General features: G+C 40.9%; 20 protein-coding genes. 10 read left to right on the forward strand and 10 right to left on the reverse strand.

From position 1 onward, the window contains the following. Nucleotides 1-10: 10 nt before the first annotated feature. Nucleotides 11-637 carry an outer membrane beta-barrel protein gene (locus M472_RS44315; RefSeq protein WP_021068590.1) on the reverse strand — a complete coding sequence of 209 codons (627 nt, stop codon included), beginning with the start codon at nt 635-637 and terminating at the stop codon, nt 11-13. Nucleotides 638-867: 230 nt separating this feature from the next. Between M472_RS44315 and M472_RS25180 the strand changes: the two genes are divergently transcribed. The 3 genes from M472_RS25180 to M472_RS25190 all read left to right on the forward strand — a co-directional run bounded on the left by M472_RS25180 (nt 868) and on the right by M472_RS25190 (nt 3,926). Further along, a complete protein-coding gene (locus M472_RS25180) occupies nt 868-2,289 on the forward strand; it encodes a Gfo/Idh/MocA family protein (RefSeq protein ID WP_021068591.1) in 1,422 nt (473 codons plus the stop codon). Between the two features lie 245 nt (nt 2,290-2,534). Further along, complete coding sequence (locus M472_RS45135; RefSeq protein ID WP_144062625.1) at nt 2,535-2,819, forward strand: hypothetical protein; 285 nt, start codon at nt 2,535-2,537, stop codon at nt 2,817-2,819. 48 nt (nt 2,820-2,867) lie between these two features. Further along, nucleotides 2,868-3,926 carry an Mrp/NBP35 family ATP-binding protein gene (locus M472_RS25190; protein WP_021068593.1) on the forward strand — a complete coding sequence of 353 codons (1,059 nt, stop codon included), beginning with the start codon at nt 2,868-2,870 and terminating at the stop codon, nt 3,924-3,926. A gap of 49 nt (nt 3,927-3,975) precedes the next feature. On the opposite strand, the gene M472_RS25195 is transcribed toward M472_RS25190, so the two are convergent. Continuing rightward, nucleotides 3,976-5,259: a FecR family protein gene (locus M472_RS25195; protein ID WP_021068594.1), complete on the reverse strand. Its 1,284-nt coding sequence runs from the start codon at nt 5,257-5,259 to the stop codon at nt 3,976-3,978. 34 nt (nt 5,260-5,293) lie between these two features. Continuing rightward, nucleotides 5,294-5,830, reverse strand: coding sequence for an RNA polymerase sigma factor (locus M472_RS25200; protein ID WP_021068595.1), 537 nt, complete (start codon nt 5,828-5,830; stop codon nt 5,294-5,296). 583 nt (nt 5,831-6,413) lie between these two features. On the opposite strand from M472_RS25200, the gene M472_RS25205 reads away from it, so the two are divergent. Both M472_RS25205 and M472_RS25210 read left to right on the forward strand, forming a co-directional pair. Further along, nucleotides 6,414-6,731 (forward strand): hypothetical protein, encoded by a 318-nt coding sequence (locus tag M472_RS25205; RefSeq protein ID WP_144062626.1) that lies wholly within the window; start codon nt 6,414-6,416, stop codon nt 6,729-6,731. 162 nt (nt 6,732-6,893) lie between these two features. Beyond that, complete coding sequence (locus tag M472_RS25210) at nt 6,894-7,286, forward strand: hypothetical protein (protein WP_021068597.1); 393 nt, start codon at nt 6,894-6,896, stop codon at nt 7,284-7,286. Nucleotides 7,287-7,385: 99 nt separating this feature from the next. On the opposite strand, the gene M472_RS25215 is transcribed toward M472_RS25210, so the two are convergent. The 3 genes from M472_RS25215 to M472_RS25225 are packed head-to-tail and all read right to left on the reverse strand — an operon-like array spanning nt 7,386 to nt 12,803. Further along, the gene (locus tag M472_RS25215) at nt 7,386-8,738 is read right to left on the reverse strand and encodes a RagB/SusD family nutrient uptake outer membrane protein (protein ID WP_158499862.1); all 1,353 of its coding nucleotides are present in this window, start codon (nt 8,736-8,738) and stop codon (nt 7,386-7,388) included. Between the two features lie 11 nt (nt 8,739-8,749). Continuing rightward, entirely contained in the window at nt 8,750-11,995 is a 3,246-nt protein-coding gene (locus tag M472_RS25220; protein ID WP_158499863.1) for a SusC/RagA family TonB-linked outer membrane protein, read from the reverse strand. A gap of 10 nt (nt 11,996-12,005) precedes the next feature. Continuing rightward, the gene (locus tag M472_RS25225; protein WP_021068600.1) at nt 12,006-12,803 is read right to left on the reverse strand and encodes a TlpA family protein disulfide reductase; all 798 of its coding nucleotides are present in this window, start codon (nt 12,801-12,803) and stop codon (nt 12,006-12,008) included. 426 nt (nt 12,804-13,229) lie between these two features. Between M472_RS25225 and M472_RS25230 the strand changes: the two genes are divergently transcribed. The 5 genes from M472_RS25230 to M472_RS25245 all read left to right on the forward strand — a co-directional run bounded on the left by M472_RS25230 (nt 13,230) and on the right by M472_RS25245 (nt 17,298). Then, nucleotides 13,230-13,634 carry a helix-turn-helix domain-containing protein gene (locus tag M472_RS25230; RefSeq protein ID WP_021068601.1) on the forward strand — a complete coding sequence of 135 codons (405 nt, stop codon included), beginning with the start codon at nt 13,230-13,232 and terminating at the stop codon, nt 13,632-13,634. Between the two features lie 4 nt (nt 13,635-13,638). Next, nucleotides 13,639-13,995 (forward strand): hypothetical protein, encoded by a 357-nt coding sequence (locus M472_RS25235; RefSeq protein WP_158499864.1) that lies wholly within the window; start codon nt 13,639-13,641, stop codon nt 13,993-13,995. Between the two features lie 39 nt (nt 13,996-14,034). Continuing rightward, entirely contained in the window at nt 14,035-14,181 is a 147-nt protein-coding gene (locus M472_RS45365) for a hypothetical protein (protein ID WP_022829239.1), read from the forward strand. A 3-nt stretch (nt 14,182-14,184) separates the two neighbouring features. Further along, nucleotides 14,185-15,555 carry an RNA-binding domain-containing protein gene (locus M472_RS25240; RefSeq protein ID WP_021068603.1) on the forward strand — a complete coding sequence of 457 codons (1,371 nt, stop codon included), beginning with the start codon at nt 14,185-14,187 and terminating at the stop codon, nt 15,553-15,555. Nucleotides 15,556-16,668: 1,113 nt separating this feature from the next. Then, on the forward strand, nt 16,669-17,298 hold the full coding sequence (locus M472_RS25245) for a hypothetical protein (RefSeq protein WP_021068604.1): 630 nt from the start codon (nt 16,669-16,671) through the stop codon (nt 17,296-17,298). A 169-nt stretch (nt 17,299-17,467) separates the two neighbouring features. On the opposite strand, the gene M472_RS25250 is transcribed toward M472_RS25245, so the two are convergent. Genes M472_RS25250 through M472_RS25265 form a run of 4 tightly spaced genes read right to left on the reverse strand, consistent with a single transcriptional unit; the run spans nt 17,468 to nt 24,513 of the window. Beyond that, nucleotides 17,468-18,337 (reverse strand): DUF4302 domain-containing protein, encoded by an 870-nt coding sequence (locus M472_RS25250; protein ID WP_021068605.1) that lies wholly within the window; start codon nt 18,335-18,337, stop codon nt 17,468-17,470. Nucleotides 18,338-18,343: 6 nt separating this feature from the next. Then, the gene (locus M472_RS25255) at nt 18,344-19,246 is read right to left on the reverse strand and encodes a zinc-binding metallopeptidase (protein WP_021068606.1); all 903 of its coding nucleotides are present in this window, start codon (nt 19,244-19,246) and stop codon (nt 18,344-18,346) included. A gap of 1 nt (nt 19,247) precedes the next feature. Further along, complete coding sequence (locus M472_RS25260) at nt 19,248-20,846, reverse strand: RagB/SusD family nutrient uptake outer membrane protein (RefSeq protein WP_021068607.1); 1,599 nt, start codon at nt 20,844-20,846, stop codon at nt 19,248-19,250. A gap of 4 nt (nt 20,847-20,850) precedes the next feature. Then, nucleotides 20,851-24,513, reverse strand: coding sequence for a SusC/RagA family TonB-linked outer membrane protein (locus tag M472_RS25265; RefSeq protein ID WP_021068608.1), 3,663 nt, complete (start codon nt 24,511-24,513; stop codon nt 20,851-20,853). Nucleotides 24,514-24,557 lie beyond the last annotated feature (44 nt).

Here is a 24,557-nt window from a genome sequence, read left to right on the forward strand (position 1 = left end):
CTAGAAAAAACTACAATCTAGCACTGAATCCCAAAGACAGAAATCCTTTGAATCCAAATCCCAGCTCCGCAAATCCACCAAAACGTTCCCCGTAACGAACTCCAATAGGATTGATCTGGAAAGCAAATACCGTTGAGCTATAATCCTTATCATTATTAGCCGCTGCTCCTACACTGGACGTTCCTGATAAGGTGGTCACCCCAGCAGAAGCATTTCCATACAACCTTACTTTCCGCTTGCTCATATAGGCGTATTCCGCAGAAGGTAATATCAACACAAAGTTTGTTTTACGAGTTCCCTCTTGTACATCCCCCTCCTTCTTCAATTCGTAATCCGCTTTGAATTGCATATAACCCAAGTCCAATCCAACATTAAATCGGGGAGTGACGTGATACCTATAGCCTAATCCATACACCAATGGCATTGGACTCTCTCCCGTACGTTTTATTTTGTAATCACTAAAAGAACTGCTAAAAGCATCTGTTAAAGACATGGTGATACCATTGATAACCGCCAACGGTATCCCATCACTGATCTGAAACCGCAGTTCATGTTTGAGCTCACTCGTCTGCGCAACAGCTCTTGAACCGAAACAGACAGACAGAAATACACAAAAAAACACATTCGCTTTCTTCATAATAAAAGGGTTTAAAAAAATTGTTCAATAATACTGTTTATCAAACAATCCAGGTTTACAAAAAAATTCTGATGCTAAGCTACTTATAATACATTGCAACTACAAATACCCCTCCTCTGCGAGAGAGCTTCCTAAAAACAAAATTCTTCAAAACACAACATTTATACACTTGCAATAAACAAAGAATAATATTACTTTAGACTATACTTAAACATAAACACTACTAGATTATGAACAAACGGGAATTTTTAAAAAGCAGTGCTATAGGCGCGTTAGGACTTCTCCTTTCGCCTTCTATCCTAAAAGCTTTCCCTACAGATCGTCGGTTACGAACTGCACATATCGGTGTTGGCGGCATGGGAAGAGCAGACTTGGATGCCATCTCCTCCCATCCAAATGTAGATATTTTTGCGTTATGCGATGTTGACGCCTTAAACCTTAATGAGGCACACAAACTACACCCCAATGCTCGTACATTTTCCGATTATCGAAAGATGTTGGCCGAGCTTGGCGACCAGATTGACGCCGTCATCGTATCGACACCCGACCACACCCATGCTCCAGCTTCCCTATTGGCCATGCAGATGAATAAACCTGTTTACTGCCAAAAGCCCTTAACGCATTACGTGTCTGAATCACGTGAAATGAAAAGAGTGGCAGCTGAAAAAAAATTGGTCACCCAGATGGGGATTCAGGTACACTCTTTTTACGACTACAAATTGGCAACGCTTTTGATTCAGTCGGGTATAATCGGAAAGGTACACACTGTACACGCCTGGTCTCCAAAAAACCATGGTTACGACGGGCCTCCGCCTCAAGGAGAAGATCCAATCCCAGAGACACTGGATTGGAATCTATGGGCAGGGACCTCACCCAAAAGACCATATAAAAAAGGAGTGTATCATCCAGGACGTTGGAGACAATTGATGGATTACGGCTGTGGCACTTTGGGCGATATGGGCGTACATATTTTTGATACCCCATATAATGCGCTGCAACTCGACGTACCGCGCACGATCGTCAACGAGTGTCGACCTACGAATGGGTTTGGTTTTCCAGAGCACAATAAGGTGACCTACGAATTTCCAGGCACGGCATATACGACCGCATCGTTAAAATGGATCTGGTATGATGGCCCTGGCGCTCCGGCAATCAATGAAGACTTAACGCTCCCCAATATGAAAGCTGTTAAAACAGAGGCAAAGAAACAGGACGAGCCAGGTGTACTGTCTTTAGACCCTAAGATAGCAGGCGACGGACAACTTCCCGAACAAGGGGCGATGTTTGTCGGTACCAAGGGACGCCTGTTGTTACCGCACTTCATGCAGCTACCTCGAAAAATAGTCGATGGCCAGTATGTCGATATCTCCCATGAAATAGACGCAATATCGGCCAAGCATAACCTGGGCAAGCCTGTTCGTGACTATGATAAGGAAGGTGCCAAGCACTACCATCAGTTTGTAGATGCTTGTTTGGGCAAAGCAGAATGTTCGGCTCCTTTTGATTACGCCTCCCGATTAACGGAGACCATTTTGTTAGGAACCATTGCTGGACGCTTCCCTGGAGAAACCCTCCATTGGGACGCCAAAAAAGCTAAATTTAAGGAAGAAAAAGCAAACCAATATCTACAAGGCAACTATAGGTCCTTTTAAACAAAAATTTGTTATTCATACAGAAAGGTTTCCATCATCAGGATGGGGGCCTTTTTTTGTTACCCTTAGTCAAGCCATGGGTCTTTAAAGCAGCAAAATTTGCTTATATGACTTATTTTCATTATATTACAAAATTCAGGCTAAATGATACGGACTGCCTGAACGGATTTCTTTCAATTTTCGAAGATATTCCAGGGGTAAACAGACACACCACCTTATCCCTTACATTCAAATTCACTAAGCATATGAGCAATAACATTTTAATACATTATCCAAAGGCAAGTTCGAGGCCTGTTAGTGTCAACTACAAAGTGTCGAACGAAGGTGACCTAAAAACGATTACCTGTGTTGTCCCTGATAAGGACAACACCCCATCATGGCTCGAACTACAGAAATTTGAGCTGGTAGCCATGAAATTTGACAACGCTTACGATCTGGTATTCGAACAGCGCAAGTTTGACCGTAATCTAGATACCGTCTTATTCTTGGACAAAGTCTTCGAAAAGATTATGGATTTGAGGCAAGCATGACACGTTTGTCTGCCGCAATGTGTAGCTTTGTAATAGAATTACGAAGTTATGATTACAAAAGAGCAGATATTACACGCACTGAGCCATGTAGAAGACCCGGATTTGAAAAAAGATCTGGTAACACTCCACATGATTCAAAATATAGAGATATACCCGAACAAGTTAAAATTTGATGTGGTTCTGACCACACCTGCCTGTCCGATGAAGGGGCATATCGAACACGCCTGCCGTAATGCGATTGCCCTATTTGTCGATAAGGATATCGAGGTTGACATCAACATGACCTCTAATGTCACCAGTGTAGACACATCCCAACTTAAAGGCATTAAAAACATCATCCTCGTCTCCTCTGGTAAAGGTGGCGTAGGCAAGTCGACCGTGTCCAGCAACCTGGCATTGGCATTAGCCCAATCAGGAGCCAAGACCGGTTTGTTGGATGCTGACATTTACGGTCCGTCCCTCCCAATCATGTTCGGCCTTGAAGGAGCCAAACCGATGGCTACGCAGATGCCCGATGGTAAGACCAAAATCGAACCCGTTGAAAAGTTTGGATTGAAACTTCTTTCCATTGGTTTTTTCACTGATCCGAATCAACCGATTCCATGGCGCGGACCGATGGCGACATCGGCTATCAAGCAGCTCTTCAATGATGCAGATTGGGGCGAATTGGATTATCTGATCGTGGATATGCCACCGGGTACGGGCGACATACATATCACCGTATCGCAGACCTACCCTATTTCGGGTGCTGTCATCGTGACCACACCGCAACAGGTAGCACTTGCTGATGCAATCAAAGGAATAGCGATGTACCAGATGGAAGGTATCAATGTGCCTATCGTCGGTATCGTAGAAAACATGGCTTACTTTACGCCTGCCGAACTGCCCGACAACAAATACTATATCTTTGGTAAGGATGGAGGCAAGCGATTGGCAGAAGATAATAAAGTTCCATTCTTAGGCGAGATTCCATTGATCAAAGCTATCAGTGATGCTGGAGACAACGGCTTTCCAGTAGTAATGGATGATAGTGAAAACGTCGCTCAAGCCTATAAAGATATAGCGGGCAGAGTCGCTCAAGAAGTCAGTATATTGGCAAATAGATAATATTTTACGAGCAGGCATGGCCTGCTCGTAAAATATTACTGTTAAAATGTTAAGGTTTCTTCGCCAGCCTTGTATCGGTATCTTCCGGACAAAAGCTCAACAGCTCATTCCTTTTGACCATTTTGGTCCCATTTTGTCGTATTATTGCAAAAATTTCTTTCTCAGTAAGTCTGTGACAGACCGATTCATTGACACGACGTTCATCAGGTATACAATGTATATTCTGAATCCGAAACCCGTACCAACGGCTCATTTCTACGACAAAATCACGCAGCGATGCATCCTCATACACACGTACCGCCTTACTCCATCGCTTTACTTTATCATAGTCTGCATTCGCCGTATAGAACAATGTATCCCGTATATTCCGGCTATCCCTATCCGCAATACGCACTAAAAGGCCCTGCGCGCCGAGACAATCCAGCTTCACTCCCCTATCCTTATTATTCTCCTGCAATGTCGCTACACCTTTCAATATCGTAGCCTGGGTCATACCGTTTAGTGCCATCACCATCACTTCTCCCTCTTCCATGGTCACCTGCCCGTTATCTGTCACTAACCGCAACGGCCACACACCCCTCTTTTGTTCCATCGTTATCAGGGCTTCCCCCGACACCCTCACTGCGGTACGATTTTTCAGTTGTTGCAACGGGTAGTGCAGTGCCGATTGCGCGTTCAACCTTACGTGGGCACCATTCGGCAATTGAACCACACACTGCTGTAGTGCCGCTGTAGAAATCACCAACTCACGGAGCTTATAATCCATCTCTACGGCAGCATTTTCCTCCAGTACCAATAAGCCATCCGGCATCCTCCGAGCTACCAAAGGCCCTATAGCAACAGATTCGCCCGCTGTTAGTACACGCCTATTATCATCTCCCCACATCAGTGTAGATACCGACTCCGATAGGGGCAACTCGATATCCGTGCCGGCATCCCCGCAACTGCCCTCCACATATAGTTGGGGGGGCTTAGACTCTCGGCCCGCTAAAACAAACAATAGCGCGGCAACAAGGCAGGCCGATACACCAAACGCTATCCGCCCCAGCAGCTTACGTCTTTTATCTCTTTTCAGCGCTGTGACCATCTCCATACCAACCTGTATCGCTTCGGCTTTCTCGATAACCATATCCATATCGGGCCGCCAGTCGCCCAATTTACCTTTGGGCAATTGCCCACCCAGCCCACGCAGTACCTCGATGACCATATTATCATAGGACTCCTCCGAATGATACGCTTTCTCCTGTTCCAGTAGCAGCGCTTCTTCTGGGCTGATCTGTCCCAACAGCTTCTTTCTTATTAATTCTTCGATATGCAGCTTATTATTTTTCATTACGATCTATACTTTAATTTTTTGATGCTAACGATTACCTGGAGCCACCCCTCAGAAAGTTCACACATTTCTGCTTCACTTTACTCATCACATTCTTTACAGTTTGCGGCTTCAGGTTAAACCGTTCTTCCAGCTCCTCATTATCCAAACCTTCCAGTGCCGAAGCCCTTAAGATTTCACTTTCCCTCGGGGTCAGCAGTTCGCCTTTGGAGAAAATCTCGTCCATCAGCTCTTTCACAAGTAGATCCAGATCGGCTTCCTCGCCACTACTGATCTGATACTGCTCTTCGATCAGATCACCAGCATGTTTTTGCTGTGCAATACGGATTTTACCGCCTATCCTTCGGGCTATCCCCATGATATACCCAAAGGGATCATTCGCGCTTGCCACCTCTTGATGTTTTTGATATATCACGATCAGCGTAAGCTGTATGACCTCCTGTACCAGATCCATATTATAAGGAAATTTGTGCACGACAAATGCTTTCAACTGGTTGCCAAACCTCTCTTCCAGAAGTCGCACCCCACGATGGGGATCATCGTATAGTATTTTAAAGATTTCATTGTCCATATCTTCGGTTTTATATCCATACTTCTATTTACTCTGCCTATTAAATGAAAATTATAGCACTGATAATCACTCAACTAAAATAAAATCAAGAATACACATGGTATTTCTGCCTAAAAAAAGGCAGTAGTATATAGAGGACAATGACATTTATAATATGGTAATCCGAACTTAGATAAATTGCCTTTTATATGCAATATAATTGCGTAGCATATAAAAGCAGTTTATCGATCTCTACTCAGCCATTGATAAACTTATTTATAGAGTAAATATAAAACTAAAAAACAGAAAAACAAAACATAAAATATTTATTTACAAATAGTTACAAAACATTGTGACCTGATATTGGAATGGAATGACAGAGTTATCAAGTTAACCCCGATGAAAAATCGGGACTTCGTTTCACTACGCAAGTGATGGAGTTAACATGCAGGGCAAGATAACTGGTTAACACATACGTTGAAGCGAAGTCCACACATCATTGGGAATAACTAGATCATCAAATAACATGATCATTTGATAAAATCAAAAAGCTATACAGATACTTGATAACGGGTTCACAGGATAACTAGATAACAGAAGAAAAATGAAAACAACAAACCATATCACCTTTTACAGCATCCGGATATTCCTGATGGTATTCTGGCTATACGTTGCGATGGACAAGCTGTGGGACTGGCCTTTACTTGTCAATCTATTGCTACTTGGGCTCTCCATACTGGGGTGGTATTTGACTGGACCAACTGCCCCCATGGTCGCGTACACAAGAAGCAAAAGACAAGTAATATTATTCATCCAGTACCCCATCAGTATAATGGTACCGATGTACCGCCTCATTCTAGTGCGAACCAAAGTATTCAAGCGGCGATTTGCCCCTTTCCCGGCTAGTCCGGTATTAGAATAGATTATGATACGTAGCGGTATCTGCGTCAAACTTGCCAGCAAGAATACCCGAGGTATTAAACCAAGATCTATACACCTCGTAAAAGCATAGTGATGGTCGACAGTAAAGAAATTAGAGTTTTTTGGAGGACGTTTTTTGCTATTATAAAAACGGCAACAAGAGATGAAAACATTAAATTTCATCAAAAAATATGCGATGGCTATAATAGCCGGAATCGCAATCATCGGGTTTAGTTCGTTTAAACTATATCAAAAAGAAACGTTGACAAATGTGGTGTTTACGTATCAGCCACCAGGCTCTTTGGCAAATCCTTTTGACGATTCCAATGTCAAAAACACTAATTATTGGAAGCCGCTAGGGACGGAATGTCCTACAGATCAGGATCAAGAAGTAGCCTGTTCCATTCGCGTGCCGATTGAAAATACAGAAGACGAAGCTGGCTTAGCTTTAGATCCGTCAAAAGTTTCAATCCAGACCACATTCTTTGCTACGAATAACTATGGTGTAACTACCCATAGCAGTTATTCTAACCCGAGAAATAAACCTATGCCGTAACGTAATTTAGGATAGGATATAAAACCGTCCCTGAAATTTTCAAGCCATATTGGTAGAAATTTCAGGGCGGTTCTTTATGATATTATAATAAATTGCATTTTACTTTATGTACTCCTCTATATCTGTCGGCAATCCTAATATCAACTTATCACTTGTTGCTGTAACCTCTACCAATCTTCCTTGTATTTTTCTTTTAAGTTTTAAAGAACTATCCTCTAACCCCTGCCGCTTTACATCGGATAATCGCAGCCCTCTGAATAATAGTTCCTTTCTACGCTCCAATAAAACAATTCGAATTGCTTCGAACCTCGAATCAGCCTTTAACTCTAAGAATACACGATCTTTATTCCATCTGTATTTCCTAAAGTTGTTTAGAAGCTTTATGGCAGATTTAAAATCTCCGATCCTGCACATAGATTCTATCTTAATCAGAAACATCTCAGCTGTCGTGAGTCCCGTAAATAGCCAGCTGGTAGACATGGAATAAGTTCCTTTAAACCTTTGATAGCTCTCACTTGACCTGAAGAAAGCAGTTTTTCTTAGGTCATCCGTATGATAGCTATTATACAACGTTGTATCAACATAAGATCCAGTTGTAGGCACGTGCAATCTAAAGTTCAGCGCCATATCAGCATAATAAATTGTTTCCTTATTAAATCTTTCAAAAGGCACAGCATCGTTGATTTTTATTCCATCTGCCGCATTATTATAGTCCATAAGATCACTATTAATGCGAAGTGCTAACTCTGCATAATACTGTGCATTGGAATAATCACTCATCGATAGGTAAGTCCTCGCTAATAAGGCATACACTGCCGCTTTAGAGGGTCTTGATTTCAGCTTCGGTACCTCCGGAAGATAATCAACTGCAGATTTAAGGTCTTCTAAAATACGTTCATAAACGGTAGCAACAGAACTAAGTCTGCTCTGCTTATTAAAATCCGAATCTTCACGAAGTACAATCGACAAACTACTATTGTCTCCGTTGGGATTAAACACAGCACCGTATGCCCATACTAATCCTAGATAAGCGTTAGCTCTATAAAACAGTGATGATCCGTAAATATTTGACCACACTGCGCTATTAGTTTCGTTCTTTGATATCTTTTTCAAGATATCCAAACAAAAATTAGCATTGTAGACAATCGTATACGCACTACTCCAATCATTTTGAAATTTTGATTCTACGGGCAACCATTCGTATAGTGGTTTATGGTCTTCTAGCGTAGCAATATAGCGACTGTCGGTCAAAAAGTAATCATCAGCAGCAGCTTCCAAATAAGAAGGTGTGCGTCTTTCATTCATATCCTGAAAGCTGTCCAATAGTGCCTGCAAATCCTCTAGCTTATCTGGTACAGCAAGTTTATTGTTGCTTTTTAGATCAAGAAAATCAGAGCAGGCTGTCTGAAATAAGCAGAAAAAAATACTGCAAAAAATAAATTGTGTCTTCATGATGAATCGCATTAAAAATTTGATCTAAAACCAAAACTCCATGTCCTCCCAGCTGGGTTTGTATACAAATGCTCGGGATCCAAGCCATCTGAATTTGATCGCCATAGTATACCTAGATTGGCGACATTAGCAAACAGATCAATAGTGAGGGGCCTTTTTGAATTCAAATCTAGTTGGTAACTCAGGTTTATAAACTGAAAACGTACATGATCAGCTCGTTGCACCAACACCTCCGATCCAAGATAAAATGAGTCTCGGTCTTTAGTTACCAGAGGATACTCAAAAGAAGGCACCGATGTCACATCACCTGCTTTTTGCCAACGCTTAGCGTAATCGGCATGGCCTGCACCATTATTAACCAGTGCACTATAATTGATTGAAGGTTTCCGAAAGTAATACCCCATTTTGTACATCAAGTTAAAGCCTACGGTAAATCTTTTATAACTTAAATCTGCTCCCCAAGAACCAAAGTGTGTAGGTATAGCAGACCCAATAAAACGGATGACTCCATTTTCCTCTCCTTCTTTATATGCACTATTTTTTAACGCTTGATAATCAATAGAAACATCACCGTTTAAAAATCCCATTGGATTTCCATTGTCATCCAGCCCTTTCCAGGTATACGCCGCAATGGAATAAAATGGATATCCCTCTACGGGAGTGATCTGTACACTGGATCGATCCATTAGATTGGAGACTTTAGAAGCAAGCCCTTCATCATAATACCGATGTGTAATACTTGAGCTGTAGTTATAGATGAACGATGAACGGAGGGCCATGAATCCCCACTGCTTATTGAAAATCAATTCTGCATCGAGCCCCTCTCCTTTCATCTCTGCAACATTCTTAGTAATTGTTCCGCGCATACCCCATGTTGTGTAATCGTATTCCGTAATTCCGTACAAATCTTTACCGTATTTACTGTAATAATCAATAGATCCTGAGATGGGCAGATTCTTCAATTGAAAGGTTAGACCACTATTGATCTGACGCACCTGCTCCCACCTCAGAGACGGATTGTTGAGCGTTTCAATTGCGGCCGCAGGTAGTCCTCCGACCTCTACCGGATTATTAAAATAGGCTGCGACAGGCAGTGCCGAACGGCTCAAGTCTACATTCCCCGAGTATCCTAATGAGGATCGTACACGCAGGTACTGGAATGGTAAACTATTCATAAAACTCTCTCGAGTTACTTCATAGCCAACACCTACAGACCATAACGGTTTCCACTTATCGTTGGTAGAAACACCGTAAATATTTGAGCCATCTTTGCGCATGCTAGCACTTATTGAATACCTCTTCAAAAGTGTATAGTTAAAATTACCGTAGCCACTCAGGAAACGGTTCTGAAGGGTAGGATTAAGGGATGAAGCACCTGCAATGCTACTTTGGGCTCCTCTAGGAAATGTGCGGTAGCGTGTTGTAAAGCTAACGGGAACATAACCAAGCGGGTCTCCATTATACCCATAATATGTCCATGCAGCACCGTCTGTACGGGTCATCCTACCTTCCAATCCGAAAAAGAGCTTAATATCGTGAATACCCCACGTTTTTGAGTAATCAATTTGGGATCTAAGGTTATGACTTATATAATCAGAAATTGACTTTCTTAGAACATCCCCTTCAGGCACGATGTACGTTACTTCCCCTGTTTTCTCATTGATCTGCGAGAATTTATTGACCATATCCCGCACATAATAGCTAGCTGAATTATACTGCCTATCCGCTACATTATCCTGTTTGGATATTTGGTAATATACAGCAAAATTAAGTCCATCCACCAACTGGTAGCTCAACCCAATATTCCCAAGGAGCTCCGCATACCTGCTTCTCGTTTCCGTCTCACGGCTATCGGCTATTGGGTAATATTTCCAGTCCAAAAGCCGGCCTTTTCCTACCGTATCAATCAGATTTTTATTCCAGTACTGATAAAAAGCCTCCTCTTCACCATTTGCATCATATAGGCTCATATAGGGTACCTCCTGCCTCGTTCCCATTTGCATAAGAGATATTAGCGAAGGGATATTATCCCTCTTTTGATTTCTCAACGAATAGCTGAACGATGTCGCCAACTTCAGGTTCCGAAGCAAGTTAAGGTCATTGTTTAATCTGAGATTAACTCTTGAAGATGGCTGCCCTATATTGTCCTTTACGTGACTATTATTCAAGGAAATTCCCCAATTGTTCAATCTGCTACTTCCACTCAATCGTATTCCAGTTTGTTGCTGCAACGCAGTACGATTAAAGGTCTCACGATATTGCTTTCTCAAATCTGACGCAGCATAGAACTGACGCCTTTCTTGGTATTCATCAGAAGTAATAATTCCCTTCTTTTGTTTATCCAACCAATATACGATCGGTGTCAGGACCGGACCAGAAATACTATTTAGATTGGAGTTAAAATAACCAGCCTCATACAGTTTTTCTTCCACAGCTATATAATCATCATTTGACATATACTGCTCTCTACGATCCATTGGAGTCTCAGAAAGGGTGGTTGCATTTTCAATACCTAGATTGATTCTTTCCCCTTTAGCTCCTTTCTTTGTTGTAATTACAAGAACACCATTCCCACCTCTAGCTCCATAAATGGAGGTTGCAGACGCATCTTTAAGGATAGTGACACTTTCCACATCGTTTGGATTGATATTGTCAATATCACCGTCGTACACAAAGTTGTCTATGACAATCAGGGGATCTAATGGTCCATTGATCGTACTGTATCCTCGCACAGTGATACCCGTATTATTCTGTGGGTTTGTATTCTCTCTACCCTTTTGGAAAGCCAGACCATTCGTAATGCCTTCCAGCCTTGATAAGATATTGCTGCCTGTCTGCTTTTGGAGCATCTTTTCATCTATAACCGTGATAGCTCCGTTCACTTCGTTCGCTTTTAGTTGCTGGTAGCCCGTACTGATCAGCACTTCCTCTATTTGGTTCGCAGTAGTATCTAGTATTATCCGGATATCGGTTGAGGCACTATCCAGCTCGTAGGTCTTAGAGTTGTACCCCATTTTGGAGAAGACCAGCTCATCAGTCTTGTTAAGCATAAGTTTAAATTCTCCGTTGCTGTTCGTCCGGACAGAGATTCGTTGGGCGGTAGCTTTGACCGTCACCCCTTCGATCCCTTTTGCCTGGGCATCGGTTACCGTCCCTGATACCAAGATATCTTTCTGCTGAGCGACAGCCATACTACTCCATAGGATAGCACATATTAACAGAATTAAAACTCTGCTTTTCTCGATAAATGTATGCATAGCCATTCCGTTAAATGTATGAACCATATATGTAAGCCGCATGTGATGGGATTTCAGCTAATTTGCCGGACAGAATATCTATATATTCTGTCTCTGTCAATTTCCCTGCATTGGAGATTCCGAATAATTGACCATTCTTTATCCATAGTGTAGGCCCTGTTCTCCTATCATTCCAAAAGAAAAGATGATGCAAAAGAGCGGCACTTTTACCTATGATCTGTGTGCTCTTATAGCCAAACCGTCTGCATGAAGGCACTGCTCTGTATGTAAGATTAGTGTCGAAATTCCCCAGTAACGTAAAATTTGTATTCTGATCAGAGAAGCGGCTTTCCCATGCAGTCATGGACTTAATACAAGGACCACAGAAGTCCGCCCACAGGTCTATGATCAGCCATTCTCTATCAGACTCTTGCCTTAAGGTAGTGGTATCACGACCATTGTAATCATTTACAATCCATAGCGGAAGATCCCAAAGTTCGTCCGGTATTTTGTCCCCAATCTTGATCTGTTTTATTTTCAGGGTATCAACATCGTATCTCCCGATCTCGAACTTCTCCAAGTCTGCCTTTGGATATTCCTCCAATGCACCTTTGTAAAACCTTTCATGATTAAATGGCCTAAAGATTACCGCATCATACAATGTATAATTATAGTTCCAAACTAATCTATTTGGCTTTATTCTAAGGCCATCGGCCTCCTGCCCGAAGGCAGGAATGACCGCAGCCGCACTAAACAACACACAGAATATTAGCATAGGTAGTGTGTATACCTTGGGCAGTTCTCTTCCACCCCCATTAAAATTCTTCATTTTTTGGATTCATTAGGTATGACCTAATATTATCCCGTCACCCTAGCCTGTCCCGATATCTTGTCGGGAAGCGGAACGCAGAGGAGTCGAACGGGTCTAAAAACTATACAGTCTTTAACTAGGCCACACGATTTAAATAAAAATTGATTAACTGATTTTGTCTAGCGCGCTTAATCGGGAGATAATTTGGTTTTAATCGGTATGTATTACGCTTGGACACAGAAATCGAAATAACGAGCCACAGAGCTACTCGGGGCCTTTGATGATGTTTGTATAAAGCTGTTTATTAAACATAGTTTATCCGTATTGGTTTATACAAAAATCGGCAAACGGATTTTAACGAAGGAAAATCACAGGTTGTATTATTTTGTATTTAGGTTGTAATTAACTAATTTAGTTGTATTATACACTTTTAAAACTATAAAAATGAGAAATAGTGCAACGAATGACGAAAAAATAGGATCTAAAATTAGAAAGCTCAGACAGATAAAGGGGTTCAGTCAAAAAATGTTTGCTGCTGAATTAAACATCTCACAACAAGCCGTTTCGAAAATTGAAAACAGCGAAATAATAAACGAAGAAACACTTAATAAAGTTTCCGAAATTTTAGGCGTATCTATCGAAACTATCACTAATTTTGATGAAGATGCTGCATTCACGAATATAATTGAAAGAAATGAAACAATCAATCAACGTTGCGATGTTGTAAACAACTATAACTCTACGGATAAAATCGAAGAATTGTATGAGCGACTACTAAAAAGTGAGCGAGAAAAAAATGAAGTTTTCAAACAAATGCTAGAATTAAAAGATAAAATGACCAATGAATAACACGATGATTAATAAACAAAAGCACGGAGGCCTTCAATTAAAAAATGTATTAGAAACTTTTCAAATTTCTTCTGAAAAAGTCTGCAAAGACTTAAACATAACAATGCAAGAACTCGTATCAATATTTTCAAAACAAGAACTTGACCAAACGACTATACAGCTTTTTTCAAATTACTTGAGTGTTCCATCTCATGTAATTACAAACTTCAAAGACGATATGAATTTTAATACTACAATTCTATCAGAAAACAATACTGTTATAAATTACAACTATTGTATTAATCAAAATTCTATCGAAAATATCGCCAAAATATATGAAGTTGTTAAGGAGCTTATAAAAAAAGAAAACGGAGTTAAGTAATCTGCAATTATCTAACATTAAATAATCAAGCAAAACGCCATGACCTCAATTGAAGATGCACTATCGTTAAAACAAGAGTTTGAAACCCTTCGTCCTCTTTCCAAAGAGCAGGAAGATAGAATCATGCAGAAGTTCAGACTAGATTGGAGTTATAATTCAAATAATCTAGAAGTTTTAGTAGGCTAGGTAATGACAAAACCAATAAAAGAAGATCTACATACGGAATTTAAAACCTCTTTCAACGATGGAGTTATAGAATCCCTTTCTGCCTTTGCTAATACCAAAGGCGGACGGGTACTTGTTGGTATTTCAGATAGTGGCAAGCCGATCACAGGCTTTTCCATTGGGGATGAAACGCTACAAAAGTGGATCAATGAAGTCAAGAACAAAACTCAACCTAGTATTATCCCCGATGCAAGCATCATCAATATTGACGGTACAGATATCGCCGAATTGGCGATATCAGAATTTCCAATCAAACCCATAGCGTTTAAAGGAAGATATTACAAGCGAGTGAACAACTCCAATCATCTGTTATCAGCCGTTGAAATTTCTGACATGAGCATCCAATCCCTTCAACTTTCGTGGGATTCCTATCCCGCACATGGGAAGACCTTCGATGATCTTGACGAATTATTGATAGAAAAATTTATAGCAAGGGTTAATGCAGCCGGAAGATTTCAGTTGCTAACCGATGCGACCAGTAGCCTAGAGAAGTTAAAACTGATTAATGGCAATCAGATTACTAACGCCGCCTGGCTACTTTTCGGCAAGGGAAACATAGGATATAATGTCCATTTAGGAAGATTCAAAACTCCTACCTTTATCATTGACGATAAAATGCTGAATGGGGCTTTGTTCCAAGTGATCGATGAGATTATGCAATATCTAGTAGCACGCATCAAAGTAGCCTTTGAAATAAAGGGATACCCCACACAACGTACCGAAATTTTCGAATACCCACTTCCCGCTCTAAGAGAAACAGCAATAAACGCCCTTATACACAGAGACTTTAGAAGCCCTATCGATATACAGATAAAACTCTTTGACAATTATGTATCGTTTTTCAATCCAGGAAAACTTATGGGGGATCTCACCACGGAAGATTTGGAACGAGATAACTATCGCGCGTATGCCAGAAATAAACTTATTGCTGAAGCATTTTATCTTACGGGCGATATTGAGAAATATGGAAGCGGGTTTCTCCGTATCCGCCAAGAGATTGAGACCTATCCGACTATGAAGTTAACCGTTGAAGAGATTCCTAATGGCTTTCATGTACAATTGGGATATACAGAACAGAAAACTTCTACTATCATCAAAGAGGGGAATAAAGAGGGGAATAAAGAGGGGAATAAAGAGGGGAATATATTCTCTTCAAATCAACAAATTATCATAGAAGCAATAACGAACAATCCCAAGATAACCATTCCAGAATTATCTGAAATAATAGGGATCAATGAAGCAAACATACAAAAGAACATCAAAAAACTACGTGATTCAGGCAAAATAAAACGTGTAGGCTCAGCAAGAGGTGGATATTGGAAAATAATTGATTAAGGAGCTTATTAAAAAAGAAAATGAAAGAAAATAAATTCTTCCAGTTTTATGAGATATACAGAATATATAGCTTTACTCACCTCAAAAAAGCCTCTTAAAATAGTAGCCATACTTTCCGCAGAAGAAGGGGATGTCGTTTGAATCCATAGCATTCGGTAGTTCTTGCATCTCCCTTCAAGAGAGGCAGGAGACAGGTTCGAGACTGCCTTGAGACATATTCGCCTATTGTTCGCCTATTTTTCGACCATCGTTTGCCTTGGAGACCAAGCATTGTCGAAGAATTATCAAAGGACAGGCGAAGCAGTCCCGAAGGAATCCCGAGGATGGTACGGAGCATTGCCGAAGCATAGTCGAAGCTATAACGGAGTTGAACGGACTTGAGCGGACTTAAAGGGACTTGAGCAGACTTCGAGTGATCATTTTATGTTATTGGTAAACACGCCTGCAGAATGCTCTATATACCAATATGAAACTGTTAAAATCATCACTTCTCGCTAAAAATCAATATAAAAGAGCGCCCTCTCGCTACGTAACATGGATACATTCTTGTACAAGTAGATGAGATACTGAACCAAAAGGATTAGAAACCAGCAGCAGTAATTAAGAGTCTGGGCTACATATGTGACATACCCATATCGGTACCTGCTATATTTAGATCACTTTCTACGGTTGCTACGTAGCAATTGGAACCATAATGATGATTCTATCCCTAACTGATCTTACTTTATGATTTACCTATACGAGACTGCGAGAAACTCACAACAGTCTACCGCACTCATAATTAACCATGAAGAACATTCATTATTGCATAAAGTAAAACATTGTTTCTTTAAACGCATGTTACGTAGCGATAGCATATACGATAAAGACCTTCTCTTATAGTTGCACAGCACTATTTGTTACTTGTACCAGATCAAGAGCAACTCATATGCCTTCGCCAAATACTTGACACCCAAAATGTCAAAGCAGGATCTCTCCACAGACACGCCTCGGAGCATTTGCAAAGGCTCACACCATAACTTCTTAATTGCGTGTCCATTTAAGTTTTAGTATATTGAGTCTGCCTATCAATGGCGAACAGTTATAAACTACTTGATTCTGTTTGTTTTAATTATGAAGTATATCCGTGCAAAAGCGAACTTTTTCCGATTGGCCGATGAAAAGTTAATTGTCCTGGGAGCCCGCATTATAGAGTGTATGAAGACATCAGAGGTCTTTACCGATCCCACTCCTACCATAGTACAATTGGAAGAAGCTTATGCATCCTATTATGAAGCGGTGGTACCCGCGGCTAGTCGAAGTAGGGAGACGCAAGCCTTGAAGCGTGAACGGAAGCGCGTACTGGCAGATTTATTTCAGCAACTTGTCTATTATGTCAATACCGTAGCAGACGGACAGCTATCCCTGCTATACAGTTCCGGCTTTCCGGTGTTGACCGGCAAGCGAACAGGCGTAATACCAGCCACTCCAACAGGGATAGTACTGGAGGATGGCAGACGGGCTGGTGAAGTCGCATTCCGGTTTACCCCGGTAGGTCGAGACATGCAGTATGAATACAGCTTTGCCGTAGAAGACTTAAACAAAAAAGAGTTGGTATGGGGAGAATCCTTATTTACTACTAGATCTTTCAAAACCTATCAGGATGGGTTTACTGCAGGAATCTACATTTACTTTAAAGTGAGAGCTCGCAACAAAAACGGAGCAAGCGATTGGTCTACAGCAGTTCGTTTTTTGGTGCGATAGACATTTCTGCGGCATCACTTTCATAACGTATTATTGACCGCAACGATTTTTACTGACACTACTTCAGAGCAAATATGATTTTGGTAAATAGAGAAGGGGGAATAATCCCCCTTCCATTTAAACTAAACACATGCTAAAAGACATCGATGAGATGGTCTTCTGGATGACTTTACGTAGTAGGAACAAGTTTTACAGTTCCGGCTTCGTTTGTAAAATAACCCTTTGTATAACTCCCCCCAGGTTCCACATACTTCAATTCTTTAAACTTTACACCTTTTATATCATATTCTGTATAAAAATCCAGTCCTGTAGGGGTATAACGGTATGCAAATGGAGCCGAAGTACCAGCTATCAATAAAGCGCGCTTCGTTGCTGCTGTTGCAAATGTAGCATTTATCGACTCTGTCCCCACCTCAAATTTATAGCCCCCCATCGGATGGAATTTAGCAACGGCTGCACGATAGGCATTCAGAATAGTGCCTGCCTCACTTGATTTAATCGGTAACAGAACAACCTTATTGTATGATCGACGTGCTTCCAAAACAACAGAGTCCGACGATACTTTGGTAACCAAAAAGTCATTTTCACCCTTCATCCCCTCATTACTGGCACCAATACCTGCTTTATCTGAAATAAACCCAGGCAATTGATACTCCTTCTCCTTATTGAAATATTGCGGTAAGGCAAAAAAATGAAAAATTCTATTATAGGTGTCAAAGCTTAAAATAGGACCTGCTCCCGGGATGACAGCATAAGTACTCGTTTGAGCTGCCAATGTCGTCATATCCCCTTCTACTACAACATCTGTTGAGTTGGTAAATTTTGTAAATAATGTATATCCTCCAAACTCCATAGCTTTACTCGGATAGTATTTGACCAACCAACCATCTTTATTGGCCTGTAAAGTAGAGTACACATTCGCTATACTTATATTTAAACGTTCTGTAGGACTTTCTTCGAAGATACGATCCATTTTTTTCTCGCAACCTACGGTGAAAGATAAAATGGATATGCCTAAAATCGCTAGTTTTAATTTCATTTTTTCTTAATTTAATGTAGTTTGATCAAATGTTCCCAACTCTGCATAACGTGCCAAAATATTACTGCGAAGCACATCCATATCGATATTCCATTCTGATTTCATGTAAGACTTTACAATAGCCAGTTTAGAGAGAATAATAGCTTTACCTGCTGAGGCTGAACCATCCGAATTCACGATGGCATCAAAATCTGCCTGGCTTCTTGTTACATAAAAAGAATAAAGCTCCGCGAAATCCTCTGTATCGGCTTTTGAGGCATAACGCGACACAAAACCTGCTTTTACAGCAGACTCGAGTGTTGGATACTTCGCATTCCACTCATCTTCAACATAATTAAGACCAGATATTTCTTTGAAACTGCTCGGATAGGGTTTATTCTGATTCAGTATATGTTGAAACTCGTGGTGAACCGTCTTAAAATACTCATCATTGAGAAATACAGAACTGACGCTCTTAGCTTCAGTCAATCCAAGCAGATTGTATAGCGATACTTTTGTTCCCGATTCAGCCGTTCCTTTTATAATAACCCCATTGGTCTGCACGGGCACCGATCCCGTAAAGGTTATTATTTTGGGAAAATTATCCCGGATAAACTGCTTGCTTCCCGTCACTTGATTATACGGCTCGATAGCCAGGAATAACAATAACTTGGATAACCTTACAGAAGACTCATAGGGTGCGGGGACCAATCGGTAGGTCATATCAGACTCCTTGTCCACATACTTGTACATGATTTCGATATTATAAGGCTTTACAAAATTATTATACAAGTAGGTATCCAATGGATTCTTGGGGATATCCGAATCCACAAAGACGCTATTCGAATTCAGTTTATCTTCTTTGCTACATGCTGTGAACAATACGCCACACGAAGCTATTAATAGGACTATATTATTTCTCAATTTCATATTATCTCGGATTAGGTGTTAAACCAGCACTAATTACATCCTGTGGCAATTGAATAGCTCGGCGATTATCGCGGACTTTCATTGTATTCGTTGTTACGGTATACGTTATCGTTCCACCATTAATCGCAGGCGCTTCTCTCCTGGTAATTTCAATGCCATAACGCTTCACATCGAACCAACGCATTCCGGTGTGAAGAAATTGTAAACGCTTCAATGACAACACCGCATGCAACATATTCTCTTGTGTTCCCTTCCTTTCAATTTCAAAATCAGGACTTAACACCTTTTTGGGTGTCGGTTCAGTCGGGGTAAAGTAAGCGTATGAGTTTGCCCAGGTATTGATAGAAGCTTCACTGATCGTAGAAGGGTTCTTGATCGTATTATTATTGATATGGATCTGCATATCAGCAATGGCTGCAGAATAATTCTTCAAAAGTATGTATGCCTCGGCTCTATTTAAGAGAGCCTCCTCCGATGTTAACGGAGCGAACACTCCCTTCGTATAACCGGTCTTTTTGACTGGATCTGTATATTCAAACATACGTGCTATATGCGGGAAGAGAACTTTATTAGTGCTTGTACTCCCATACACAGAAGCTTTGATTCTATAATCTGTAGAAATCTTGGCTGTACCGAAAGGTTGACGAGCGAATGTAGTTTCTGTCATTCCGATGGTTCCGCCATGTGCAATCCTGTTAATTGTGGAATAATTACCAAAGGTCTGCCCCATCGATGAGGTAGCCGTAGCTAACAAAAAGTTGGCTTTTATTGAACTCGAATTATACTCTCTCGTAATATTGGCATAATCGGCTGCGAATGTGGCTATAGTTTGATAATCCCTCAAAGTGGTTGATGGGTTCTCTCCCAAAGCCTGTGTAGCATACTCAATAACCTTGGGCCAATCTTCGGTAAACAAGGCAACACGAGAAGCAAAGGTATAAGCAGCGGCCCGATTGAAATGATACTTCGCCACATTCGAGTTTGAGTAACTGGCATCGTTGATCAATGGCAATCCCTCTTCTATGTCTTTCTTCATAAAATCATAAACCTCAGCAACGGTATTACGTTCATATTTAGGATTTAGCGTAGTTTCTCCTTTAGTCATATACGTCACGCCCAGGTCTGTCGATGAGTGTGTCTTAGAATAATTCTGCGAAAAGATATTCACCAAAATCCAATGACTGTAAGCCCGTGCCAACAATGCTTCTCCACGCTGTGCGGACAGCGATGTTGGGTTACCTTGTTCATCAATAGCCTGCAAAGCAGCATTTGCACTGGCTATAGCGCTATAGCAGCCAGACCAGATCCTTTCGACTCCATCATTATCGGTTTCTTTGATCTCCTCCCACTTATAGATTTCTTCTATAAACTTAGGGTAGTTTAAATATACTGGACCGACATCATCCACATTGTCTGAAGACATTTCTGCTACAACCACGTAAGAAGTACTCGGATAAGCGCCAACTAATAACTTACCTATCTTGTCCACTGAGTTCAATTCAGAACGATTATCAGGCAATACATCCAGATACTTTTCACAAGAAGAAAAGCCAGACGCAATCGCTGCAAAAAACAGCATATAAAACAATTTCTTTTTCATAATCTTAAAATCCCATTCTTAAGGTTAATGTATACTGTCTAGCGATCGGCAGAGCCACACCACCAGAATTCACAAACTCTGGATCCTGTCCATTCAGGCGTTTATCCGCATAAACCAGCCAAGGATTAATCACGTTCAAGCGTAAACCCAGGTTAGACATTCCTGCACGTCGAACGATATCCTTGGGCAACTCATATGCTAAAGAGATGTCCTTCAGACGGATAAAATCACCCTTGGCTCTAGTTTCCGTCGAATAATTATAGGCATTATAAGCATATCCATACTTACTGTCATTACGGATAAAACGACTATCCAACACCACGGGTACATTGGTAATATTCTCGTCTCCTGGAATAGTCCAAGCGTCCCACAACTCTCGTGGCATAGCATTCAGATCAGAATACCCAGTCTTGTAAGCGGGATCAAGACGAACCACATTGCCAAAAGAATAGGTAAAGAATACATTCAATTTAAAATTCTTGTACGAAAACACGTTTCCAAAACTACCTAGATCGGTAGGATCAGTAGGTCCTTCATACTTTAAAAAGTTGATATTATCTCTATTTTGGAAATAGACACCTGTTATTGTTTCTTTTCCGTCTTCATTCATAAAGACTGGTAAACCACTCCCGTTCAACCGAACAAAAGGTATCGAGAACAAAGAGCGAACAGGGTATCCTTCTAGACCAAACCCATTACCTGCGATCAAATCTGACACGCGGCTATTATTTTCCAACGAAGTTATTTTATTTTTTGCTTTCGTATAGATAAAGCTTGATACCCAAGAGAAAGTTTCATTTTTCAAGATAGTAGCGGCCAAACTAAACTCCACACCATTTGATTCCATATCCGCTACGTTACCGTATTTTGCAATCTCTCCTCCTAGCCCTTGTGTATTGACAATTCCAATCAGGTCAAAGTTTTTACGCTTGTAGTAATCAATATCTAATGCGATACGATTTTTAAATAAGCCCAAAGAAGCTCCAATATTCAATTCGTGTTTCTTTTCGTAAGTCAATTCTGAGTTTTCTAAATCCGAAATATTCAACCCTGACTCTTTATCCGAAGTACTCGGTCTCCATGGATTATAACTTTGAATAATAATCTTTGAATTGGTCACGAAATCAGGTCCCCTATCAGCTGTCAAACTGTAGGAGGCTTTCAGCGCTAGATTGGATATTGGTGTCTCAAGCTCTTTAAAAAATTTCTCTTCATTTACATTCCACATTCCCGAAACGTTCCATGTTGGCATCCAACGTGCCGAGGTCGTCCGTCCTAAACGATTCGTCCCCTCGTAACGCAAGGTACCATTCACCGTATACCGATTATCATAGGTATAGTTTGCTGTACCGTAAAAAGCTATTTGACGAGTGCGCGCTGGCATTACAGAGCCATTTTTACGTCTATCTATAGAATAGTAATCGGAATTTTCTTCCTGACTTTTCTTAAACAGTTTGTAATCAATAAATGGTATTTCGCCCAAATCATATTGCAATCCCCATCCTCTGAACCAATTATTGTTTCGATCTACAGAATTCAGCTCCCCACCAGCAAAAAGATATAGTTTATGTACCAAATTAAAGGTATTGTCATAGGCAGCAGTGGCTCGAAAGTCTTTCGTCCACATTCTATTATCAGTTCTGTCATAAATACCACCGTTAGGCAATACCGTCTGAGGAATAGCATAAGGATCACTCCGGTCTTTGTATAGGAATGGGTTCGCATTTCGTATAAAAGTAGTTGGCATCCAACGATAAGCCAGGGCTTGATTAGACTGATCTTTTATGTAGTGTTGCTGCGATGTTTGTTGATAACGAGTCGCTCCCATTATTCCCAACTCTAATGGTTTGATAGGCTTCCATTTCAGCTCCCCTTGAAACTTGATATCAGCTACATTCAGATCCATGTAGTTATTTTCAAGTTCATGCAATATATTGAATGGCGCATAATTCCTAGCGTAAAATTCGTTCTTATCCAAAGTACGGGAAGTATTTAAAGCATAAGAATAAGGATTAATATCAAAGTCACGCTTTACTTCCATAGAAACTCGGTCTACTGTAGACCCCAGAGTTCCAGGTGCACGTTGATCACGATAAGACCCGTTGCTTCTGAGTTCGAGTTTTAAATTGTCGTACAGATTATAAGACGCATTGAATAGAGCCGTATAGCGCTTAACGTCAGACTTTTTTGCCCAACCATCGTCAAAAACACCACTGATAGAAGTATAATACTGAGCTTTATCTGTTCCCGAGGAGAGACTCACAGAATGATTTTGCATTACAGTCTTACTGAAGAGTTCGCCGAACCAATCTGTATTTCTATACTCTGCCTGCCGCAAATAAGCATTCCGAGCTTCTTGAGTGTTCTCTAATTCTCCTGCCTTTATCAATTCGTACATCTTTCCATATACACCAGACTGCGACCGGCTAGCTACATCTGCCATTGTCAGCCATCCTCGTTGCTCTAATATCTGATAGAAAGACATCTGCTCCTGAGAATTCATTATATTGAAATTGTTGTAGGACGGAATTGCTCTTGTTGTAAATTCACCCACATAACTAGCAGAATTCCTCCCAGCGGTACCTCTCTTGGTCGTTATGACAATTACTCCCCCCATAGCTCTAGCTCCATAAATCGAAGTAGCCGAGCCGTCTTTTAGAACTGTAAAAGACTCAATATCATTTGCATTCAAACCTGCGACCGCAGAGCTGATCAATGTCAAAGCATCTCCAGAAGATAACTCGTCGGATGAGACACTCCCGACATCTTCGACAATAACTCCGTCGACTACCCACAACGGCTTAGAACTACCATATATAGAAGTTGCTCCACGAACCCGGATTTTTGGAGCCGTACCAAACGTACCTGTCGTATTCTGCACAACGACACCTGCTACTCGTCCCTCTAGCGCTCTCGACGGATCAGGCAATCCGCCAAGTTCAATATCTTTCATATTGACCTTGCTGGTTGCACCAGTAAATGTTCGTTTATCGATTTTTACGCCTAACCCTGTTACAACGACCTCTTCTATCTCATCATTATCAGCCAATAAAGTAATTGCAATAGTCTCCTGGTTACCGACGGGCACTTCCTTTGGCAAATAACCTATGTATTTAACGAGTAAAGTTGCCCCATTAGCACCTTGAATAGAGAAGTTTCCTTGCGCATCTGTAGTTGTCCCTACAGTTGTCCCTTTGATCGAGATCGAAGCACCGACCAATGGGCTTCCTCCTGCATTACGAACTGTCCCTCGGAGTCTATGCTGAACTTCATTTGCAACGTCTAGCCTCTGGATGTTTTCTACTTTCGCATTAATCGTAATAGTTCCATCTATTATCTTAAAGGCCAACTTATTATCAGCAAGAACCTGTGTCAACGCATCAGACAAGAGTTTATTTTCAAATTGAACATTGACCCTCTTTGCATTTTTAAGAAGCGCATCGTTATACAAGAATTTAAATTTTGTCTGTTTACCGATTTCCTTAAAAGCATCTTCTAACCGCGCATTCTTTAAGGAGAGCGAGACTTTTTGAGCGTTGCTGCTTCCATATGCACAGGTCATAAAAACCAACATCAAGACTGTTGCTATTTTCATAATCCGGAGAATTATTGGAAAGGGGGTGCCAGAAGAGGCATAACGCCCTTTGCCAAATGATAAGTTATTCATACATTTGAGTAATTGAGTTAATGTTAATAGTTTAATTCTGATTA

Origin of the sequence: Sphingobacterium paucimobilis HER1398 (assembly GCF_000416985.1) — a bacterium.
Lineage (GTDB): Bacteria > Bacteroidota > Bacteroidia > Sphingobacteriales > Sphingobacteriaceae > Sphingobacterium > Sphingobacterium paucimobilis.